General features: G+C 64.8%; 18 protein-coding genes, 1 tRNA gene and 2 pseudogenes. 8 read left to right on the forward strand and 13 right to left on the reverse strand.

Annotated elements, in window-relative coordinates; all coding sequences use genetic code 11:
• The first annotated feature begins 222 nt into the window (after positions 1-222).
• Positions 223-984, forward strand: coding sequence for an SDR family oxidoreductase (locus tag AB0313_RS20730; RefSeq protein WP_366308086.1), 762 nt, complete (start codon positions 223-225; stop codon positions 982-984).
• 23 nt (positions 985-1007) lie between these two features.
• Here the strand turns inward: AB0313_RS20730 and AB0313_RS20735 are convergent, their stop codons facing one another.
• From AB0313_RS20735 to AB0313_RS20745, 3 genes are all read right to left on the reverse strand, one after another.
• Positions 1008-1385, reverse strand: a complete 378-nt coding sequence (locus AB0313_RS20735) for a sterol carrier family protein (RefSeq protein ID WP_141945923.1) — start codon at positions 1383-1385, stop codon at positions 1008-1010.
• Positions 1386-1422: 37 nt separating this feature from the next.
• Positions 1423-2439 (reverse strand): asparaginase, encoded by a 1017-nt coding sequence (locus tag AB0313_RS20740; protein ID WP_307308169.1) that lies wholly within the window; start codon positions 2437-2439, stop codon positions 1423-1425.
• A 71-nt stretch (positions 2440-2510) separates the two neighbouring features.
• Positions 2511-4106, reverse strand: a complete 1596-nt coding sequence (locus tag AB0313_RS20745; RefSeq protein ID WP_366308089.1) for a molybdopterin-dependent oxidoreductase — start codon at positions 4104-4106, stop codon at positions 2511-2513.
• Between the two features lie 98 nt (positions 4107-4204).
• Here AB0313_RS20745 and purD point away from each other — a divergent pair, with 98 nt between their 5' ends.
• Together purD and AB0313_RS20755 are read left to right on the forward strand one after the other, a co-directional pair.
• Positions 4205-5521 carry a phosphoribosylamine--glycine ligase gene (purD, locus tag AB0313_RS20750; RefSeq protein WP_366308100.1) on the forward strand — a complete coding sequence of 439 codons (1317 nt, stop codon included), beginning with the start codon at positions 4205-4207 and terminating at the stop codon, positions 5519-5521.
• Between the two features lies 1 nt (position 5522).
• A complete protein-coding gene (locus AB0313_RS20755) occupies positions 5523-6461 on the forward strand; it encodes a phosphoribosylaminoimidazolesuccinocarboxamide synthase (RefSeq protein ID WP_141945928.1) in 939 nt (312 codons plus the stop codon).
• Positions 6462-6517: 56 nt separating this feature from the next.
• On the opposite strand, the gene AB0313_RS20760 is transcribed toward AB0313_RS20755, so the two are convergent.
• Positions 6518-7783: a helix-turn-helix transcriptional regulator gene (locus AB0313_RS20760; protein ID WP_141945930.1), complete on the reverse strand. Its 1266-nt coding sequence runs from the start codon at positions 7781-7783 to the stop codon at positions 6518-6520.
• A 128-nt stretch (positions 7784-7911) separates the two neighbouring features.
• Between AB0313_RS20760 and AB0313_RS20765 the strand changes: the two genes are divergently transcribed.
• Positions 7912-8139 carry a hypothetical protein gene (locus AB0313_RS20765; RefSeq protein ID WP_307308178.1) on the forward strand — a complete coding sequence of 76 codons (228 nt, stop codon included), beginning with the start codon at positions 7912-7914 and terminating at the stop codon, positions 8137-8139.
• 136 nt (positions 8140-8275) lie between these two features.
• Here AB0313_RS20765 and AB0313_RS20770 read toward each other — a convergent pair.
• The 5 genes from AB0313_RS20770 to AB0313_RS20790 all read right to left on the reverse strand — a co-directional run bounded on the left by AB0313_RS20770 (position 8276) and on the right by AB0313_RS20790 (position 15574).
• Positions 8276-8352 (reverse strand) — tRNA-Pro (locus AB0313_RS20770).
• Positions 8353-8445: 93 nt separating this feature from the next.
• The gene (locus AB0313_RS20775) at positions 8446-10272 is read right to left on the reverse strand and encodes an ABC transporter ATP-binding protein (RefSeq protein ID WP_141945933.1); all 1827 of its coding nucleotides are present in this window, start codon (positions 10270-10272) and stop codon (positions 8446-8448) included.
• On the reverse strand, positions 10269-12077 hold the full coding sequence (locus AB0313_RS20780; protein WP_366308092.1) for an ABC transporter ATP-binding protein: 1809 nt from the start codon (positions 12075-12077) through the stop codon (positions 10269-10271). The genes AB0313_RS20775 and AB0313_RS20780 overlap by 4 nt, the downstream gene beginning before the upstream one ends.
• A 191-nt stretch (positions 12078-12268) precedes the next feature.
• Positions 12269-13213: a metallophosphoesterase gene (locus AB0313_RS20785; protein ID WP_366308094.1), complete on the reverse strand. Its 945-nt coding sequence runs from the start codon at positions 13211-13213 to the stop codon at positions 12269-12271.
• A gap of 6 nt (positions 13214-13219) precedes the next feature.
• Positions 13220-15574, reverse strand: coding sequence for a transglycosylase domain-containing protein (locus AB0313_RS20790; protein ID WP_307308190.1), 2355 nt, complete (start codon positions 15572-15574; stop codon positions 13220-13222).
• Between the two features lie 37 nt (positions 15575-15611).
• On the opposite strand from AB0313_RS20790, the gene AB0313_RS20795 reads away from it, so the two are divergent.
• From AB0313_RS20795 to AB0313_RS20805, 3 genes are read left to right on the forward strand one after another with little or no spacing between them, the layout of a single operon-like run.
• Positions 15612-15767, forward strand: coding sequence for a DUF4177 domain-containing protein (locus AB0313_RS20795; RefSeq protein WP_009359196.1), 156 nt, complete (start codon positions 15612-15614; stop codon positions 15765-15767).
• Position 15768: 1 nt separating this feature from the next.
• Entirely contained in the window at positions 15769-16305 is a 537-nt protein-coding gene (locus AB0313_RS20800) for a RidA family protein (RefSeq protein ID WP_366308097.1), read from the forward strand.
• A 15-nt stretch (positions 16306-16320) separates the two neighbouring features.
• Positions 16321-17232, forward strand: a complete 912-nt coding sequence (locus AB0313_RS20805; RefSeq protein WP_141945943.1) for an NUDIX hydrolase — start codon at positions 16321-16323, stop codon at positions 17230-17232.
• 76 nt (positions 17233-17308) lie between these two features.
• Here AB0313_RS20805 and AB0313_RS20810 read toward each other — a convergent pair whose 3' ends face one another.
• The gene (locus tag AB0313_RS20810) at positions 17309-17986 is read right to left on the reverse strand and encodes a Crp/Fnr family transcriptional regulator (RefSeq protein WP_013602309.1); all 678 of its coding nucleotides are present in this window, start codon (positions 17984-17986) and stop codon (positions 17309-17311) included.
• Between the two features lie 196 nt (positions 17987-18182).
• Here AB0313_RS20810 and AB0313_RS20815 point away from each other — a divergent pair, with 196 nt between their 5' ends.
• On the forward strand, positions 18183-19367 hold the full coding sequence (locus tag AB0313_RS20815) for a MarP family serine protease (RefSeq protein ID WP_366308099.1): 1185 nt from the start codon (positions 18183-18185) through the stop codon (positions 19365-19367).
• 11 nt (positions 19368-19378) lie between these two features.
• Here the strand turns inward: AB0313_RS20815 and aroQ are convergent, their stop codons facing one another.
• From aroQ to AB0313_RS20830, 3 genes and pseudogenes are all read right to left on the reverse strand, one after another.
• The gene (aroQ, locus tag AB0313_RS20820; RefSeq protein WP_366308102.1) at positions 19379-19837 is read right to left on the reverse strand and encodes a type II 3-dehydroquinate dehydratase; all 459 of its coding nucleotides are present in this window, start codon (positions 19835-19837) and stop codon (positions 19379-19381) included.
• Positions 19838-19957: 120 nt separating this feature from the next.
• Positions 19958-20086, reverse strand: a pseudogene (locus AB0313_RS20825) (LacI family DNA-binding transcriptional regulator); the annotation flags it as partial.
• 3 nt (positions 20087-20089) lie between these two features.
• Positions 20090-20272, reverse strand: a pseudogene (locus tag AB0313_RS20830) (UDP-glucose 4-epimerase GalE); the annotation flags it as partial.

Genomic DNA, 20272 nt, shown 5'->3' on the forward strand with positions numbered 1-20272 from the left:
ACTCAACCCACTCGGCAGTCTCTTCCGGATCACGATCAGGCAGCTGGTTAGTCAACCCGCTGAGGATATGGGAGGTATCTTCTCCTGCAGCCACGGCAGCCTCTTTTCATCTTTGAATGCGTAGGCAGTGTTTTCGTATGGTGAGAAAACACTTTTGCCATTCGAGATTAGGGAGGCTTGGACGTACGATGCAATTATGACTGGCCGAGCAAGGAGAACGCCATGAGTACCCCTGATCAGATCCGAAGAGTCGCCGTCGTCACCGGGGCCGGCTCCGGCATCGGCCGTGAGGTGGCCCGGCAGATGCTGGCCGACGGCTACTGCGTCGTGCTGGCCGGCCGCCGGGAGGCGCAGCTCAAGGAAACGGCTGACGGCCACGCGGACGCGTTCGTGGTGCCCTGCGATGTCACCCGGCCCGACGACGTCGAACGCCTCTTCCAGGCGGCGCTGCAGCAGTGGGGGCGTGTGGACGTGCTGTTCAACAACGCAGGCGTGTTCGGCCCCGCAGCCAGTGTTGACGAGATCAGCCTGGCGGACTGGAATGCCACCCTGGCCGTAAACCTCACCGGGTCCATGCTTTGCGCCGCAGAGGCCGTCCGGACCATGAAGGCGCAGGAGCCCCAAGGCGGCCGGATCATCAACAACGGCTCCATCTCGGCCCACTCGCCCCGGCCGCGGACAGTGGCATACACGGTCACCAAACACGCCATGACAGGGCTGACCAAGAGCATCGAACTGGACGGCCGCGAATACGGCATCACCTGCGGGCAGATTGATATCGGCAACACCGCCACGGACATCATGGACACCATCGGCGTGGGCTCGGGGGCGCTGCAGGCGGACGGCAGCCGGAAGGTGGAACCGATGTTCCCGGTGGCGGACGCGGCGCGGGCAGTGCTGATGATGGCGAACATGCCGGCAACGGCCAGCGTGGGCTCGGTGGTGGTCACCGCCGCCGGTATGCCGTTCATCGGCCGCGGGTAGGCACGCAAAGGGGAAGGTGCGGCCTACAGCGGGAGCAGGGCCGAGAGGTCGGCACGCAGCCCCGACGCCGCAACCTTGCCGGCCGCGACTGCGTCCGCCCAGTCAATCCTGCCGGTGACCATGGCGAGCCAGGTGGCGGCGTCGCACTCAATGACGTTGGGCGGGGTGCCGCGCGTGTGCCGCGGCCCCTCCACGCATTGGGTGACGCCAAACGGGGGCACGCGGACTTCCACCGAATTTCCCGGGGCACGCGCGGTCACCTCCTCAAGGGTGTACCGCACAGCCGTAGCCAGGACGGTGCGCGGCGGGGGCGCGTCCGACGGCGGTTGGGCAGCTTCCAGCCACGCCTTCAGCGCTGCTTTGCCTTCCTGGACGTCAATACGACGGCGGGCTACGGCCATGCGTTCAGTCTTTCCTTTTGTATCGGGGAGGTAAGGGTCAGTCCAGGAGCGCCGAAACCGCCGGGCCCAGCCGGATCTTGCCCACGGGGCGGCCGCCGCCGAGTACAGGTTCCACCACCTTTTCCAGGGCGTTGGCCACGCCAGGAATTTCGATGGCCCCCGCTGCAGCGAGAAGGGTGAGGGCAACGAGCGAGGTGGCACGGACGTTGCCGTCCAGGATCTTGACGGCCACGGAAACACCCTGCGGCGTGGCCATGGCCAGGACACCCTCGGCGCCTATCTTGGCGATGATCTCCAGCTCGTCCATCACCACGGTGTTGGCTTCGCCCTGGCCCTGGACGGCCCATGGGTAGTCAAGCATTGAGGTGGCGATAGTGGCGGCACGGGCACTGAAACTATGGTCACCCGGAGCCTTGGCCAGCTGCGAGTACGCCCTGGCCAGACCCTTCAGGGATACGGCTGCCACGGGCGCGCCGCAGCCATCAATCCCCAAGTGCGCGATCTTTTCGCCGGTGTATTCCTCGATAACGGTGCGCACCCGCTGCTGCAAGGGGTGGTTCGGCTCCAGGTAGCTGTGCGTGTCCCACCCGTTCTCCGTGCAGGCCCAAAGGAACGCGGCATGCTTGCCGGAACAGTTGTACGCCAGCCGCGACCTGCCCTTTTCCGAGCGGACCAGCCAGTTCCGTGCCGTTTCATCCTGCGGCCAGGCTTCAGGACACTGCAACTGGTCTTCACGCACTCCGGCCGCGTTGAGCATCCCGGCCACCACATCCATGTGGTCCAGGGAACCTGTATGGCTTCCGCAGGCGATGGCCACCTGCGCGCCGCGCAGCGGGACTCCTGACTGCATGGACGCCAGCGCCTGGAACGGTTTCAGCGTGGACCGGGCGTAGATGGGAGTATTGATGTCGCCCAGCTCTGTCACGACCGACCCATCGGCGGACATGAGGACTGCGGAACCAATGTGGCGCGACTCCACAAAGCCGCTGCGTTCGATCACGGCCAGTTCGACGGCGGAGTCCACGGTGAAGGTTGCATGCGGATTATGCGGCATACCGCCAGTCTATGGGCCACCCCGATACGGCACGGGCATCCTCTGCACACGACCACCTACTGCACGGTGACCTACTGCACGGTGACCATCACGGACTGCCAGCCGGAGGCGCCGTCTGGCACGGGATCGGCGCGCTTGTCCGTCTGGACTTCGCCGGTGCCGTCAGTGGCGCGCACTTTGATGTAGTGCGGGCCGGGCGTGGCGTCCCATTCGTAGGACCACTGGCGCCACGTGACCGTGGAGGCCTCGGTGGAAAGGGTGGTTTCCACCCAGTTGCCGTTGTCGATCTGGATCTCCACTTTGGCGATTCCCCGGGTCTGCGCCCAGGCGGTGCCGCCCACCGCCACTTTCCCTGCCGGAACTTTGGCAAAGGACTTGGGCACCTCCACGCGCGCCATGGTCTTGATCGGACCGCGCTCGGACCAGCCGCGGTTGGTCCAGTACGCCTTGTTGTCGGCGAAGCGGGTGACCTCCAGGTCCACCACCCACTTGGTGGCAGAGACAAACCCGTAAAGCCCTGGGACCACCATCCGCACCGGGTAGCCGTGCTCCAGCGGAAGCGGCTCACCGTTCATGCCGATGGCCAGCATGGCGTCGCGGCCGTCCTGCAGGACCTCGAGGGGAGTGGAGGCGCTGAACCCGTCGATGGATGTGGAAAGCACCATGTCCGCACCGTCTTTAGGCTTGGCGCGGGCCAGCACTTCGCGGATGGGCAGGCCCAGCCACTTGGCGTTTCCTGCCAGGTTGCCGCCCACCGGGTTGGACACGCAGGTAAGCGTCACGTGTGATTCGATCAGTTGGGCGTCCAGCAGGTCCTTGAACCTGAGGGTTACCTCCTGCTCCACCAGTCCGTGGACCCGCAGCTCCCAATCGTCAACGTTGATTTCGGGCACGCTCAGGGCCGTGTCGATCCGGTAGAAATCGTTATTGGGCGTCAGCCACGGCGTAACCCCCGGCACAGGGGACTGGACGCCTGCCGGCACCGCGGCTGCGGCCTTGGCCGGCGCCGGCAGCGAGAGCGCTTCGCGCGCCTTGGCGACGTTGTTTCGGGCGGCCCCGAGCAGCCGGCCGCCCGTTGTGGCGACGCCGGCGGCCACGGCAGTAATCCCGGCGGCTGTGAAGAAACCGCGGCGGCTGGTGCCGGCGCCCTGCCGCCGCGCGTCGTCGTCGGCTGCCTGGTCAGCCGGCGCTTCCGGCCAGGGCTTGGGCTCCTTCAACCGCCACACGGACGCCATAAGCACGCGCAGGACCACCAACCCGGCGATGGTCCCCAGCACGGACGGGATCGCGTCCACTGCGCTGACACCGGCGCGGGTTACCACGCAGGCAACGATCACGGCCCCCATGAACAGGACCCCCAGAACGCCCAGCGCCCACTTCCGATAGGCAACCACGCCAAGGACGCAGGCAAGTATCGCAATGGTCAGCCCCATCCCCACGAACAGCGCAGCCTTGTCGTTAGTGCCGAATGTAGCGACCGCAAAGTCCTTCAGCTTGGGCGGCGTGAAGTCGATGAACGTTGATCCCAGGGCGAAAAGCGGGGTTGCCCTGGCGGTGAAGAACGCGCCGATCAGCTCCGCAACGGCAAGCACGACGGCGGCCGCCACCACGCCTGCCAGCGCGGCCATGGCGGCGGGGCCGGTAATCCTGTTCCGAAGCTTTGTCATGTATATGGTTCGGAGCGGGAGGCGACCCGGATTGACCGGCGGGCAGGGAAGGACACAGCTTAGGAGCGGGAAGGGTGCACAAAGTACCCTTGGAGACTGTGAAGGTACTCGTCATTGGCCCCGGAGGCCGCGAACACGCCATTGTCCGCTCCCTGCTCGCCGACCCGAACGTGTCCGAGGTCCACGCGGCGCCGGGCAATGCCGGCATCAGCAAGCTGGTCCCCACTTACAACATCAACGGAAACGATCCTGAGGCTGTAGCGGAGCTGGCAACACGGCTCGGCGTTGACCTTGTGGTGGTCGGCCCCGAGGCTCCGCTGGCAGCAGGCGTGTCAGATGCTGTCCGCGAAGCCGGAATTCCCGTCTTCGGTCCCAGCAAGGCCGCCGCCCAGCTGGAGGCCTCGAAAGCGTTCGCGAAAGAGGTCATGGCGGAGGCCGGCGTTCCCACAGCGATGGCCATGGTGGCCACCAACGCAGAGGAAGCAGCGTCGGCCCTGGATACATTCGGCGCGCCCTACGTGGTGAAGGACGATGGCCTGGCCGCCGGCAAGGGCGTGGTTGTCACCAAGGACCGCGACGAAGCCCTGGCCCACGCCCAGTCCTGTTTCGACGCCGGCGGATCCGTGGTCATCGAGGAGTTCCTGGACGGACCGGAAGTTTCCCTGTTTGTCCTGTGCGACGGCCAAAACACTGTTGCACTCTCGCCTGCCCAGGATTTCAAGCGCATCTTCGACAACGACGAAGGGCCCAACACCGGTGGCATGGGCGCCTACACCCCGCTTGAGTGGGCCCCCGAAGGCCTGGTGCAGGAAGTCCTTGACCGGGTGGCCCAACCCACCGTCAACGAGATGGCACGCCGCGGAACCCCCTTTGTCGGCGTGCTGTTCGTCGGGCTGGCGCTGACCTCTCGCGGCACCCGCGTCATCGAATTCAACGTCCGCTTCGGCGACCCCGAAACGCAGGCCGTTTTGGCCCGGCTCAAGACCCCCCTCGGTGCCCTGCTGATGGCTGCTGCCAAGGGCGAACTGGATAAGGCAGAAGAGCTGCGTTGGGCCAAGGAGTCCGCCGTCGCCGTCGTTGTGGCCGCGGAGAACTACCCGGGCACGCCCCGCACCGGTGACCGGATCCGCGGGCTCAAGAAGGTGGAAGCCCTCGACGGCGTGCACGTCATCCACGCCGGGACCGCCCTGGACGGGAACGGCAAAGTGGTTTCCGCCGGCGGCCGCGTCCTGGCCGTTGTTGCCTTGGGCAGCGACCTGGTGGAGGCGCGCGAAAAGGCGTACGACGGCGTTGAGCTGGTCCAGCTGGAAGGCTCGCAATTCCGCAGCGACATCGCCCGCAAGGCCGCACGTGGCGAAATCAAGGTTCCGTATGGCGCCACCGGCTCACTGCCCATCGTGAAAGCAAAGGCCTGACATGAGTGAAACTTCCCAGAACCGCGGCTACGCCACCGAAACCCTTGACCTGGCAGGTTGGACGCACGTCTACTCCGGCAAGGTCCGCGACCTTTACGAGCCCGCTGACGCGTCAATCGTGCAGCGCCTGGGGCAGGACTGCGTCCTGGTGGTGGCCAGTGACCGTATCAGTGCCTACGACCACGTCCTGTCCAGCGAGATCCCGGACAAAGGACGCATCCTTACCCAGTTGAGCCTCTGGTGGTTCGACCAGCTGGGCGTGGAACACCACGTGCTCGGTTCCACGGCGGAGGACGGCGTGCCTGCCGAGGTTGTGGGCCGGGCCATGATCTGCAAGAAGCTGGACATGTTCCCGGTGGAGTGCATCGCCCGCGGCTACCTGACGGGATCCGGGCTGCAGGAATACAAAGCTTCCGGCACCGTCTGCAACATCCCGCTGCCCGAAGGCCTGGTGGACGGTTCACGGCTGGAGCACGCCATCTTCACGCCGTCCGCCAAGGCGCTGATCGGCGAGCATGACGAGAACATCACCTACGACGCCGTCGTGGCGTTGGTGGGTGACGACATCGCGGCCCGCCTGAGCGAGCTGACGTTGAAGATCTACACGACGGCGGAGAAGATCGCCCGGGAGCGCGGCATCATCCTTGCGGACACCAAAGTGGAATTCGGCTACGACGCCGTCTCCGGGTCCATCACGCTGGGGGACGAGGTGCTGACCCCTGATTCCTCGCGTTTCTGGGATGCTGCCACCTACAAGCCGGGGCAGGCCCAGCCGTCCTATGACAAGCAGTACGTGCGGGACTGGCTGACCTCGCCGGAGTCCGGTTGGGACAAGTCCTCTGACGCCCCGCCGCCGGCACTGCCCGCAGAAGTAGTGGAGCGCACGCGGAGCCGGTATGTCGAAGCGTACGAAAAGATCACGGGAAAGACGTTTTCGTAACCACGCTTCAAAAAGCCAGGTAAGCCCCCCATCTGCGGGCTTACCTGGCTTTTTGGTCAGCTGGCCTTGGCAGCAGCCGCGGCCCGCTTCTGCGCCAGCTTGATCTCAAGGATCGCGTCGAGCGCCTGCTGGACCCGGTCCTGTGCGCCGGCGGTGGCGAAGGCCTTTTGGGCTTCTTCGAGGTGCACCAGTGCTTCATCCGTGTCGCCTGCGGCCTTGAGTGACTTGCCCAGCAGGAGCGAGACCTCACCCGCCGTGTGCTTGCCCAGCGCGTCACGCTCTGTGTGGATCTCCCGCAACTTTTCGACGGCTGCGACAATATCCCCGGTCAAATACAGCCAGCGGGCGCGGATGAAGGCCACTTCCAGTTCGTCGCTCTTGGTTCCGCCAACGATGGAGAAAGCCAGTTCTGCCCGTTCGATGGCTGCCAGCGTTTCCGGCTCGACGATGCCCGATGAAAGCCGGACAGCGGCCGACGCCTTGTTGAAGCGCGCCCACAACTCAATGTCGTTGGCAGGGGAGAGCAGGCGGGCTGCCCGCTCGTGATGCCTGACGCCCTCCGTGTAGTCGTGCCGCATGAAAGCCACGTTGCCGATGACCCAAGCGACTTCGCCGGCGAGCTGGGACATGGAATGCTCGTCCACCTGATCGAGCAGGGCCTGGCAGTACTTCCACGCCTCATCCAGCCGTCCGCTTTCAGCCAGGGCGCCGATCAGGATGCGGTGTGCACCGATGAGGACGGTTGAACCCCGGGGGAGGCCGGCGGACAGCCTGACGGCTTCCAGCGCATGCTCGACAGCAACAGACAGCTGGCCCTGGCCGTGGCAAACTGCGGCAAGCATTTGGCGGGCGCGGACGCCAAGACCAACAGACTCTGTTGCCATGGGGTGCTCAATGAGGCGTTCAATGATCTTCCGGCATTCCTGAAGGTCACCCTGTTTCATGAGGCACTCGGCCTGCATGTAGGTCATGTTCCACCAGGCGCTGGTGTTCTTGCCGTCCAGCGCAATTTGTGCCGCGTTTGCAGCGTGGCTGGCAGCCAGCGGGTAGTCACGCAGGTCCCACGCCTGGCGGGCGTAGAGCCCGGCCAGGACGTATTCGGCGTCGCTAACTGAAATTGGCTGGCTCCAAGCCTCCAGTGCCTTGGGTGCCAACTCCAGCCTGCGTGCGAGTTCTTCAATAACTTCAGCCGTCGGTTCGCGGCGGCCGGTCTCTAGAAGCGAAATGTAGCTGGGTGAATACAGGTCCTTGCCCAGTTCGGCCTGTGTCAGTCCACGCTCAAGGCGCTCCGCCCGGAGCTTTTCTCCGAATCCGTTGCCCACGCGTTTCCTCCTTCTGGACACTGGGGCCGCCGAATGCTTGACAGGCCCTGTGGAAAATATTTTACAATGTGTGTCAACAAGGACAGTGCTGGCTTTGTAACGAATCCGACTCGTATTGAGGAACTTATATGTTGAAGAAGATCGCAACCGCGGCCGCCCTGGCTGGGGCCCTGGCTTTTTCTGCGGCAGCTCCGGCTGTCCTGGCTTCAGGTTCCGTCGCCGATAATTCGGGTACGTCGGTAGCTATTGGCAACTGGCCTGACCCCGCTTCCGCGAAGGTCAAGAAGGACAAGAAGACCACTACCACCGACACAACCATCATCACCTACATCGGCAACTGGCCCGATCCTGCATAACAGCTTCCTCACATCGGGAGGCGAGGGTAGGCCCCGGAGCAACAGCTCCGGGGCTTTTCCCTTTAAGGCCACAGGAAGACGCCTCACTGGGGGACGAAAAAGAGGGCCTCCCCAAGGAGACCCTCTTTTTCCATTATGGTCGGGATGACAGGATTTGAACCTGCGACCTCTTCGTCCCGAACGAAGCGCGCTACCAAGCTGCGCTACATCCCGATCCGCTGCAAAAGCAACTTTACAAGGATAGCCGATTCCGGGTCCCGATGCGAAATCGTCGTCCAGTGAACCGGCACGCCGCCGGCCGCTGGTTCACACCAGCGAATCCTTCCATGCACCGTGCAGGTCCGCGAACCGTCCGCCGCCGCCGATCAACTCTTCCGGGGTGCCATCCTCCACGATCTGGCCGTCATGCACTACGAGGACGCGGTCCGCCGTTTCCACCGTTGAGAGGCGGTGGGCAATGATCAGCGCTGTCCGCCGTGCAGCTTCCGTTCCGGCCAGCAGCCGGGCCAGGCCGGCCTGCACCAGTCGTTCCGAGGGGATATCCAGGGAGGATGTGGCCTCGTCCAGGATCAGGACCGCCGGTCGCGCCAGGAAAGCCCTGGCGAAGCTGATCAGCTGCCGCTGACCGGAGGAAACCCTGCCGCCGCGCTTGTTGACGTCGGTGTCGTAGCCCTCCGGAAGTTCCAGGATGAAATCGTGCGCCCCCACCGCCTTGGCGGCCTCCTCAATCTCCGCGCGGGAGGCGTCCGGGCGGCCCAGGGCGATGTTGTCCGCCACAGAACCGCTGAAGAGGAACGCCTCCTGCGTGACCATGACGATGTTCCGGCGGAGGTCGCTGGTGGCGAGATCGCGGAGGTCAACGCCGTCCAGGGTGAGCGTGCCGGAAGTCACGTCATAGAACCGGGCGATCAGTTTGGCCAGCGTTGATTTGCCGGCGCCGGTCTGCCCCACCAGCGCCACGGTCTGGCCGGCCGGGATGTGCAGGTTCAGGCGGGGCACCACCAGGGGTCCGTCGCCGTAGCGGAATTCCACGCCGTTGAAGTCGATGCGGCCCGTGGCGGTGGGCAGGGCGACAGGGTTCTTCGGCGGCCGGACGGTGGGTACTTCTTCCAGGAGGCCCGAGACCTTTTCCAGGGCTGCCTGCGCGCTTTGGAAGGAGTTGTAGAACATGGCCATCTGGTCCACGGGCTGGAAGAACCGCTTGGTGGAAAGGATGAGGGCGAGAAGGACGCCGACGGCAAGGTCACCGCCCAGCACCCGAAAGCCGCCGAAGAGCAGCACCAGGGCAACGCAGACGTTGCCGATCAGCACCAGGCCGGGCTGGAAGATCCCGTTGAGGTTGATGGAGCGGACCGTGACCAGCCGGTAGTCCTCGGCGAGCTTCCCGTACCGCTCCGAGTTTTCCTTCTCCTTCCGGAAGGCCTTGACCGCGCGGATGCCGGTCATGGTCTCCACGAAGTGCACGATCAGCCGGGCAGAGACCACCCGGGACTCGCGGAAGGCGATCTGTGAGCGCTTCTGGTACCAGCGGGAGAGGAAGAACATGGGGACGCCCGCCGCCAGGACCAGCAGGCCGCTCCGCCAGTCCAGGGCAAAAATAGTGACGGCTGTGAAGGCCATGAACAGGATTCCCGAGGCGAGCGAGCTCACCCCGGAATCGAGGAGTTCGCGGAGCGCCTCCAGGTCAGAGGTTTGCCGCGCGATGATGCGGCCTGAAGTGTACTTTTCGTGGAACTCCAGGCTGAGCCGCTGCGTGTGCCGGAAGACGCGCACCCGCAGGTCCAGCAGCATCGCCTGGCTGAGACGGGCGGTGGAAGTGACGTACAGGGCGGTGAGTCCCGCCGTCGCGATGGCTGCCAGAAGGTAGGCGGCACCTGTGAGCACCAGCGGGAAGTTGTCCCCCGACCGGAGGGCCGGCAAGGCGTGGTCGATGCCGAACGCAATCAGGGCGGGCCCGGCTACCCTTGTGGCCTGGGAGAGGACCACCATGGCGATGGTCAGCCAGAACCGTACCCGCACCGGGCGGATCAGCGAGCCCAGCAGGGCGAGCGACCGCCGTCGTACTGCCCTGCTGTCACTCCTGCTGAGGTGGGCGTTGTCTTCGTTGGCGGTGCCAAACGTCGCGGTGCTCATCGGGTCACTTCCTCAGCATGGTCCTCAAGCGCCGACAGTTCGGAGTCCAGGTCCCGGGGCTCCCGCTCCAGGCTGGCGATGACGTAGCGGTAGTGCTGGTTGTGCGCCAGCAGCTCCGTGTGCGTTCCGACGGCGGTGATGCGGCCGTCCTCCAGTAGTGCCACGCGATCGGCAAGGGCCACCGTGGACGGCCGGTGCGCGACGATCAGCGTGGTGGTGTCCTTCAGGACGTCGCGGAGGCGGGCTTCCACCAGCTCCTCGGTGTGGACGTCCAGGGCGGACAGGGGATCGTCCAGGACCAGGACGCGTGGGCGGGCAGCGATGGCACGGGCCAGGGCAATGCGCTGCCGCTGGCCGCCGGACAGGCTCAGGCCTTCCTCGCCTATCAGCGTGTCCACGCCCTCCGGGAGGGAGTACGCGAAGTGCGCCTGCGCCACATCGAGGGCCTCGTCCAGGACCTCCTCCGTTGGAACCGGAGCACCCAGCAGGACGTTGTCCCGCACGGAATTGGAGAAGAGCGTGGTGTCTTCGAACGCTACGGCCACGATGCTGCGCAGCTCCTCGACGTCGAAGTCCCGGATGTCCACACCGTCAATGGTGATGGCGCCGGTGGTGACGTCATACAGGCGCGGCACCAGCTGGATCAGCGCACTCTTTCCGCTGCCGGTGATGCCCACCAAGGCCATGGTTTCGCCGGGAAGGATGTCCAGGCTGATGTCCTTGAGGATGGGCTTGTCGGGCGCGTCCTCGAAGGCGAACGTTGCTTTGTCGAAGCGGAGTGCGCCTGAGAGTTGTGCGGGCCGGCGGGGTTCGGCGGGGCTGGTGATGGTGTTCAGGGTATCCATCACTTCGTAATGGCGGTCGACGGCGGTCTTCGCCGTGAGTGCCATGGCCAGCAGCATGCCGGAGAATTCCACGGGGGAGGCAATGACTGCCGCGGTGGCGAAGAACGCCACCAAGGCACCGATGCTCAGTTGCCCGCCGGCGCAGAGCATGACGCCCACCACCAGCGCCGACCCCAGCGCAAGCTCGGGAAGCAGGGTGACCACCATGGTGAACGTTGCCTGGTGGCGCGCCTTGGCGATCTCAATCTGGCGCAGCTCCTCGGCCTGCTCATTGAAGTTCTCCAAGGCCTCCCGGCTGCGTCCAAAAGCCTTGAGCACGCGGATGCCGTGGACGGATTCCTCCACGGTGGTGGCAAGGTCGCCGGCCTGGTCCTGGCTGCGACGGGCAACCTTGCTGAAGCGGGTGCGGAACCGGAAGCTGTTGATGGTTATGGGAACGGCGGCAGCGAGGAAGATCAGCGCCAGCTGCCAGCTCATGGCGAACATGGCCACGATCCCAATGATCACGGTAAGCGTGGTGACCACCAGCATGATGGCGCCGAAGGCCATCCATCGGCGCAGGAAGTTCAAATCTGTCATGGCCCGGGACAGCAACTGGCCGGACCCCCACCGGTCGTGGAAGGAGACAGTCAGTTCCTGCAGATGGCCGTAAAGGGAGACGCGCATGCGGGTCTCCACGGTGGTTGCGGGGTTAATGACGAATTGCCGGCGCAGAGCCACCAGTCCTGCCTCTGCGATGCCCAGCACCAGGACGACGCCTGTGGATGTCCAGAGAGCCTGGGGTGAGCCGCCCGGCTGGAGCGCCGTGTTGACCAGGATGCGCAGCACCTGGGGGATGGTGAGGGCCACAACGCTTGCCAGGAGTGCGCACAGAAGCCCCATCAGGAGCCTGGGGATGATGGGCCGGACGTGCGGATAAAGACGGCTGATGGATTGAAAGAATGGAGTCTGCTTGGCCATGCCCGCTTCTCAAGCTCTAAAACGAATGTAGTTTTCCTCTGGCAGCCAGCCTATGCCATGGAGGGGGAGCACTCCCATGGATTACCGGGTCCACGCACGTCCCGCGCAGTTTTGCATACCGTAATGCCGGATGTTTATCAGATATGGTCCCAAAACCTCATTTTGGGGACCATATCTGATGGAGCAAGAGGTCAGTTGGCAGAGGTAAGGGTCAGCAGGACAGCCTCGGGTTTGCAGGCGATCCTGACCGGCGCGAAGCGTGAGGTGCCGATCCCGCCCGAGACGTTGACCGGCGTCGTGTTGCCGTTGCTTGACCAGTTGTTCAGGCCCTTTGCACGCCAGGTGGGAAGGTCGCAGTTGGCGACGACGGCCCCGTAGCCAGGGATGCATAGCTGTCCACCGTGGGTGTGGCCGGCCAGCAGGAGGTCTGCACCGCTCTCGGTGAAGTGGTCCAGCACCCGCTGGTAGGGCGCGTGGATGACAGCGACCTTGAGGTGGTCGTTGGCGTCCTGGCCCACCGTTCCGCGGGGCCAGCCGGCGTACCGTTCACGGTTCAGGTGCGGATCGTCCACCCCGGAGAAATCGAAACGCATGCCGTTCAGGACCAGCGACTGGTGGCGGTTGGTCAGGTCCACCCACCCGCTCATGCCGAAGCCCGAACGCAGCCGCGCCCAGTCCAGGACAACCGGCTTCGGCTTCGCCTTGGACGGCCCAAACAGGTACGACGCAGGGTTTTTGGGAGTGGGCGCGAAGTAGTCGTTTGAGCCAGGAACGAAAACACCGGGGAACTCCAGCAGGGGCTGCAGTGCGTCCAGGAGGGGGTCCACAGCCTTGATGTGGCTGAGGTTGTCACCTGTGTTCACCACGAGGTCCGGGCGGAGGTCTGCCAGCGATCGCAGCCAGTCGGCTTTCTTCCGCTGTCCCGGCACAAAGTGGATATCACTCAGGTGAAGGATCCGGAACGGGCCGCGGCCGGGCGGGAGGATGGGCAGGGTCTCTTCGCGGAGGACGAACTGGTTCTTCTCCCACAGGCCATACCCCAAGGCGGCCAGTCCCGCAGCGGCTCCGGCGCCTGCAGTAACGGCAAAGCCGCGCCCGATCGATCGGGCGCGGCTTGCCAGCCTATCGATGCTCATGCGTGCTTAGCCTTTTCCCTTGGCATTGTTGCCGGTCCCGTTGGTGACCGGAGCCGGCGCCTGGGTGGCGGGAGCCTGGGTGGGCTGCGGTGCCGGGGCGGGGGCCTGGGTGGCCTGCGGTGCCGGTACAGGGGCCTGGGTGGTGGTCTGGGTAGTTCCATTGACCATGTTGCTCGGCGGTGCAGGGAACGGATTGGTGCCGTAGGCGGGAGCGATCGCAGACATGAAGTTGGAGAACATTGGACCGGCGATCATGTAGCCGTCAATGCCCTGGTAGAACTTGCCGTTGATCGTGACGTTCTGACCTGCCCGTGTCTGTCCCCCCAGTGGGTCGCCGAACCAGGCCGCGGTGGCCAGGCCGGTGGTGTGGCCAACCACCCAGGTGGAGCCGTTGAGGTTGGACGTACCGGTCTTGGCACCAATGGGGAAGCTGGTCTTAGTGGAGATCCGGGGCCTGATCAGCGAACCTGAACCCTTGTTCAGCACTTCCTGCAGCGCGTAGTTCACACCGCGGGCAACCTCCGGCTTGATGGCGTCACGGCAGTTGCTGGACTGCGCCGGGAGCTGTTTGCCGGTGCCATCGACTACCGAGGTGATGGCAATGGGTTCGCAGTACTTTCCGTCATTCGCGAAGGTTGCAAATGCGCTGGCCATGGTGAGCGGCGACGTCTGGGTGGACCCCAACAGGTTGCCCAGCGTCATCATGTCCACCTTGGGGTTGGGATCCGCAACGTTGCCTGCGTTGTCGAGGACGATGTTGCCATTCCCATCCGTCTGGGGGAGGCCGCTATGGAGTCCTACGGCATCGGCAATTTTCTGGATTCCACAGAAGTCCAGTTGGGCCGCGGAGGCGAACGTCACGGTGTTGATGGAGTTGTAGAGGCCCTCCAGGACCGTCAGCGGGCGGTACCACTGGGGCTCAGCGTTCTGGAGGTCATCCGCCGCGCCCAAGGACTTCTGCGCCGTGTTGTAAGCACCGTTGACCTTGCCGCAGGTGTCCCGCCAGGGGTAGCCAATCGGATAGACACGCTGGGCGGCGTTGACCACGGTATTCATGGTCTTGCCTTCGTTGAGCCACTCTGCAAAGGTGAACGGCTTCATTGTGGAACCCGGCTGGAAGCCGCCCACGCCGTTAAGGTCGTTGCCGTCCTTGTCCAGCTTGTCCACGTTGAAGTTCAACTGGGAATCGAAGCCCTGGCCCGGCAGGAACGTAGTGTTCTGGGCCATCGCAATGATTTTGCCGGTGCCGGGCTGGACCGACACCATCGAGGAGCCCCACTTATCCGGATTTGCCCCGGTGGCGGCAGCTACCTGCTCCTGGGCGGTGGCCTGGGCTTTGGGATCCAAAGTGGTGGTGATGGTGAGGCCGCCGCCGTAAATGACGTGCTGCCGTTGCGATTTGTCCGCACCATAGGCCGGGTTGTTTTCCAGCAAGTGGAGAATGTAGTCGCAGAAGTAGGGTGCCGTGGCGGCATAGGCACAGCCCTGCTTGGGCTGGGTCACCTTCGGTTGCACCGGTGTGGCCACAGCGGCCTGGTATTCCTCGGCGGTGATCTTGCCCTGGTCCTTCATCAGACCCAGCACCAAGTCGCGGCGCTGCTTGGACTTCTCGGGATTGGTGATGGGGTCAAATGCGGAGGGACTGTTGACCAGGCCGGCCAGGAGCGCTGCCTGCGGGAGCGTCAGGTCCTTGGCGGTGGTGCTGAAGAAGTAGCGTGAGGCGGCCTCGATGCCGTACGCGTCACGGTTGAAGAAGACGATGTTCAGGTAGCCCTCAAGGATCTGGTCCTTGCTGAACTCCTTCTCAAGGGCGATGGCGAGTTTCATTTCGCGCAGCTTGTCGCCCACGCCCTTGTTGACGCCGTTGAGCTTAATCTGGTCCTCTTCACCGGCGGCCGCGAGGTTGGCGTTGAGGACGTTGTTGACGTACTGCTGCGTAATGGTGGAAGCGCCCTGCTTGTTGCCGCGCACCGTACTTACCAGGGCGCGCAGGATGCCCGTGGTATCAACACCGCCGTGCTCGTAGAACCGGCTGTCCTCCACGGCGATGATGGCGTTCTTCATGTTCGGTGAAATCTGGTCCAGCGGAACCTTGGTGCGGTTCTCTGTGTAGACGCTGGCGATCTCGCTGCCGTCCGCGGCCAGGATCCGCGTGGTCTGGCTGGGCGGATCGACCTTCAGTTCCGCTGGAAGGGAATCGAAGAAGCTGATTGAACCGCTCGCCGCGCTGCCGGAGACGGCCGCGGCGGGGACCAGCAGGCCCGCTACGAGGACACCGCAAATCGCGCTCACACCAAGGAAGAGAAGGATCTTACCCAGTGTGGTGGCAGTGTCGAATAAGGGGTTGTTGCGAGTCGCCATGTTTTCCACTTTACCGGCAAGGGCTACGCTTTCTCTCATGACCAAATGGGAGTACGCGACGATTCCGCTCATTATCCACGCCACAAAGCAGATCCTTGACCAGTGGGGGGAGGACGGCTGGGAGCTCGTCCAGGTAGTCCCGGGACCCGACGGCAACGGCCTTGTCGCCTACCTCAAGAGGGAGAAGCAGTAGCATGGGCACCACACCCGCAGAAGCCCAGTCCAGTGCCGCAACGGCGCCGGTATCCGCCGTCGAGCAGCGCCTCGCCGAACTTGGCATCACCCTCCCGGAGGTAGCCGCACCGGTGGCTTCCTACGTTCCCGCAGTGGTCTCCGGAAGCCACGTCTACACCTCGGGACAGCTGCCGTTCATCAACGGCAAACTCGAAGCTACGGGCAAGGTCTCCGCCGGCACCGAAGGGTTCGCGGACGAACCCACCGTTTCACCGGAGGATGCCCAAAAGTACGCCGCCGTCTGCGCCGTCAACGCCCTGGCCGCCGTCAAGAGCGTCATCGGAGACCTCGACCGGATCACCCGCATCGTCAAAGTTGTGGGCTTCGTTTCCTCGGACCCGTCGTTCACGGGCCAGCCCGTCGTCGTCAACGGTGCGTCGGAGCTGCTCGGCCGCGTCCTCGGTGACGCCGGGCAGCACGCACGTTCCGCCGTCGGCGTTGCCGTTCTTCCGCTCGACTCTCCCGTAGAGGTCGAGCTCATCGCCGAATTCAGCTAAGACCGGACACTTCCCTTGCCTCACCTCGCACGACGCCTTTTTGCACTTCCCCAGGACCTTGAAGGGGCAGCGCAAAGCTGGCTCGAACACGGCGAGCGGACCCCCCGGGCCGCCCGCTACGCCTCATCAGTAGTCCTTCTGCGTGATTCACCCACCGGCCTGGAGACGTGGCTGGGCTACCGGCCCGGCTCCTCGCCGCTGGGGGTCCTCGCCTTCCCCGGCGGCTCCCTTGACCCGGCCGACGACGAGCCCATGGGTTGGCTTGGCCCATCGCCCCAGCATTGGGCTGAACAGATGGGAACTGACGACGTCGCGCTGGCCCGCCGCCACGTGGTGGGCGCCATCCGGGAGCTGTTCGAAGAAACCGGTGTGCTGCTGGCCGGTCCCGACATGTCCAACACGGTCGAAGCCACGTCCACGTCCGAGTGGATGCGGGCACGGGTGGCGGTCGCGGACCAGGAGAAGACGCTCGCCCAGGTCCTGGGCAAGCGCGGACTCTCCCTGCGCACCGACCTGCTTAAATCCCTGGTCAACTGGCGCAGCCCTGACTTTGCACACCGGCGGTTCGACACCCGCTACTTCGCTGCCACCCTGCCGCTGGGCCAGGAGCCGTCGCTGTTGGAAGGCAAAGGTGTGTGGGGCCGCTGGGTGAACGCGGCGCAGGTGGTCCATGAACGGGACACCACCGCCCTCGGCGACGAGGCGGCCCAGGAGAACACCGTGGGCCGCACACTGGGAGAGCTGCTGGTTCCCGGGTCCGAGATTATGCTCGAGAAAATGGCCGCGGCCAACGGATGCATCGCGTACCTGAGCTACAAACGCAAGCCCCACGTTTACCAGGCGACACTGGTTAACGAGGACGGGAAGCTCATGCTCGAAGTCGAGGCTGCCAAAACCGTAGCCGGAGACCACCAGCGCGAACGCTAGGAGCCAGGTAGGTTCGGACAACGAAAAAGGCCGCCCCTCGGGGCGGCCTTTTTCGCTGCGATCTATGTGCTGCGTTCTAGCGGGAGCGCTGGCGTAGGCGCTGCATGTCCAGGATGACCACGGCGCGGGCTTCCAGGCGCAGCCAGCCGCGCTGGACGAACTCGGCCAGGGCTTTGTTGACCGTTTCGCGGGACGCGCCAACCAGCTGGGCCAGTTCTTCCTGCGTGAGCTCGTGTGCCACCAGGACGCCGTCGGTTGCGGGCCGGCCGAAGCGGTCCGCAAGATCCAGCAAGGCCTTGGCCACGCGGCCGGGGACGTCAGAGAAGACGAGGTCGGAGAGGGAATCGTTGGTGCGGCGCAGGCGGCGGGCCAGGGCCTGCAGCAGCTGGGCCGAGACCTCCGGACGCGTGCGCAGCAGGGTGTTCAGGCTCTCGTTCTTGAGCCCGGCCAGGCGGGTCTCGGACACCGCGGTGGCGGTGGCGGTGCGCGGGCTGGGATCGAAGAGTGCCATTTCGCCAAAGAGTTCGCCCGGGCCGAGGATGGCCAGGAGGGACTCGCGGCCGTCAGGGGAGGTGCGGCCGAGCTTCACCTTGCCGGAGACGATGAAGTACAGCTGGTCACCCTGGTCGCCTTCACGGAAAACGGATGCGCCGCGGGACAGGTCCACCTCGGTCAGTTCGTCCGTCAACAGCCGGAATGCGTCGTCGTCAAGCGTGGCGAAAAGTGGTGCTCGGCGCAGTACCTCGATGTCCATGAAATCTCCTGAGTAAAAGTATCGGCTGTGGGCGCTTTTGCCATTGTTTCAGAATTTTCAAGGTTCTGTGACGAACTTGGCACGCGAAACACCCGCCGGCAGCTGACCGCAGGTGCGCCGGACCCCGCTGCAGCCCACAGAAGATTGTCAGCGGCCACCACTAGAATGGAGGTTCAACTGTAAATAAGGAGCCTTTGTGGTCGGCCTGACTGTCCTGGACATTGTCCTGATCCTGGCGCTGCTGTCATACCTGATCTACGGCCTCCGCAATGGGTTCCTGGTCACTGTCGGCGGCCTCGCGGGCTTTGCCGCCGGCGCCATCGCCGCCTTCTTTGCCGTCCCCCTTGTCAGCACATTCGTTGAGGACTCGGGGTGGAGGCTGACGGCGATCATCGCTGCCGCCGTCGTGCTGATGGCTCTGGGACATGGCCTGGGCATCATGGCGGGGCGGCAGCTCCGCGGGGTGGTCCGGATGCGGCCGCTGCGGGCAGTGGACCGGCTGGTGGGCGGGGCGCTGAACCTGGTGGTGTCCGCACTGGTCATGTCCATGCTGGCATTCAGCGTCAGCTCACTCGGCGTGCCCGTGGTGTCACAGCAGCTGGCCGAGTCCAAGGTGATCCGCTTCATCGACGGGCTGACCCCCACGCCGGTCAAGGCCACCATGGCGCAGCTGCGGTCCACGGTGATCGGCAACGGCATCCCCACCCTGATCGAAGGGCTGGACCAGGGCCAGGCCGTCCAGGTCCCCAATACCAGCACCAACACTCCCGCGCTCAACAAGGCCGCCCAGTCCGTCCTGAGGATTGCGGGCACGGCGTACGAGTGCGGCCAGAACCAGACCGGCAGCGGCTTCGTGGTGTCCGCAGACCGCGTGGTGACCAACGCGCATGTGGTTGCGGGAGTTTCGCAGCCCGTGGTGGAAATGCCCGACGGCGGAGCGATGCCGGGGCGGGTGGTCTACTTCGACACCAAGCGGGACCTGGCCGTCCTGGCCGTGGACAACCTGCCCACCCAGCCGCTGCCGCTGAGCCGCGACCTGCCCGGCGGAAGCCAGGCAGCGTTCGCAGGCTACCCCCACGGCGGTCCCTTCCAGTCCAAACCTGCCACGGTCCAGGACATCGCCACCGTCCTGGTGCCTGACATTTACGGCAACAACCCCTCGCCCGAGGACATCTACCGCCTGGCCGGAGACGTCCAGCCCGGGAATTCCGGCGGCCCGCTGCTCACCACCGACGGCCAGGTGGCCGGCGTGGTCTTCGCCAAGGCGACGTCGGACGCTGAAGTGGGATTCGCCATCACCATGAATGACGTGGAACCCGTCGCAGAGCAGGCCCCGTCACTGTCCTCGCCCGTTTCCTCCGGGCAGTGCATCAAGAAGTAGAACCCGCGTGGTTACAGGACCTCTGCCAGATAGTCGATGGCGAGCTTGTAACCGAAGATTCCGGCGCCCACGATGACTGCGGAGCAAACCGGTGACAGGTACGAGTGGTGCCGGAACTCCTCCCGCTGGTGCACGTTGGTGATGTGAACCTCGACGGCGGGAAGCTGGACCGCGGCCAAAGCGTCGCGCAGAGCCACGGACGTGTGCGTGAAGGCGCCGGCGTTCAGGACGATCCCCTCTGCCGTGCCCCGTGCCGCGTGGATGGCATCAAGGAGGACACCCTCGTGGTTGGACTGGACGCAGTCCACGGCAAAGCCATGCTTTTCGGCAGCGGACGCCGCCAGCTGCTCCACGTCGGCAAGGGTGGAGGTGCCGTATTTCTCCGGCTCCCGCGTACCCAGCAGGTTCAGGTTGGGGCCATTGATGACCAGGATGGTGCGGCGCCGCGCTGCGGTGGTGGGTTCAGTCATGGATGCCAATCTATCGCCCGGATGGATCTGCCGCGCATTTTTACGCAGGGACGCCCGGGGCGGCTGGCCATTCCTCGCCCGTGCGAGTTCCGAAGCTGCCGCGGAGGCAACGTAACCCAGTTCTGTGGCGGCGGCTTCAACTTTCCGCCGGGTGGCAAGTGACACCCGAGGGAGTCCGCGAAGGGCACGGGAAACGGTGGCGGTGGAGACCTCTGCGACCGTCGCAACATCCCTGATGCTTGCCGCCATTTCCTAGTTCTTGTAGCCGTTGGGGTTGGTTTTTTGCCAGCGCCAGTGGTCCTCGCACATCTGGTCCACGGTCTTGGTGGTGGACCAGCCGAGGTCCGCGAGGGCGGACGTGGCGTCGGCCCAGAAGGCTGGAAGGTCGCCCGCGCGGCGGCCGGTGATCTCGTAGGGGATGGGCTTGCTTGCGGC

The organism is Pseudarthrobacter sp. NPDC080039, from assembly GCF_040702335.1.
GTDB classification, from domain to species: Bacteria; Actinomycetota; Actinomycetes; order Actinomycetales; family Micrococcaceae; genus Arthrobacter; species Arthrobacter enclensis_A.

Coding starts and splice junctions, on each gene's coding strand:
- AB0313_RS20785 (WP_366308094.1), bottom strand. CDS start 13,213: ATGAGCATCGATAGGCTGGCAAGCCGCGCCCGATCGATCGGGCGCGGC.
- AB0313_RS20740 (WP_307308169.1), bottom strand. CDS start 2,439: ATGCCGCATAATCCGCATGCAACCTTCACCGTGGACTCCGCCGTCGAA.
- AB0313_RS20800 (WP_366308097.1), top strand. CDS start 15,769: ATGGGCACCACACCCGCAGAAGCCCAGTCCAGTGCCGCAACGGCGCCG.
- AB0313_RS20745 (WP_366308089.1), bottom strand. CDS start 4,106: ATGACAAAGCTTCGGAACAGGATTACCGGCCCCGCCGCCATGGCCGCG.
- AB0313_RS20790 (WP_307308190.1), bottom strand. CDS start 15,574: ATGGCGACTCGCAACAACCCCTTATTCGACACTGCCACCACACTGGGT.
- AB0313_RS20810 (WP_013602309.1), bottom strand. CDS start 17,986: ATGGACATCGAGGTACTGCGCCGAGCACCACTTTTCGCCACGCTTGAC.
- AB0313_RS20775 (WP_141945933.1), bottom strand. CDS start 10,272: ATGAGCACCGCGACGTTTGGCACCGCCAACGAAGACAACGCCCACCTC.
- AB0313_RS20755 (WP_141945928.1), top strand. CDS start 5,523: ATGAGTGAAACTTCCCAGAACCGCGGCTACGCCACCGAAACCCTTGAC.
- AB0313_RS20795 (WP_009359196.1), top strand. CDS start 15,612: ATGACCAAATGGGAGTACGCGACGATTCCGCTCATTATCCACGCCACA.
- AB0313_RS20735 (WP_141945923.1), bottom strand. CDS start 1,385: ATGGCCGTAGCCCGCCGTCGTATTGACGTCCAGGAAGGCAAAGCAGCG.
- AB0313_RS20780 (WP_366308092.1), bottom strand. CDS start 12,077: ATGGCCAAGCAGACTCCATTCTTTCAATCCATCAGCCGTCTTTATCCG.
- aroQ (WP_366308102.1), bottom strand. CDS start 19,837: ATGACTGAACCCACCACCGCAGCGCGGCGCCGCACCATCCTGGTCATC.
- AB0313_RS20730 (WP_366308086.1), top strand. CDS start 223: ATGAGTACCCCTGATCAGATCCGAAGAGTCGCCGTCGTCACCGGGGCC.
- AB0313_RS20765 (WP_307308178.1), top strand. CDS start 7,912: ATGTTGAAGAAGATCGCAACCGCGGCCGCCCTGGCTGGGGCCCTGGCT.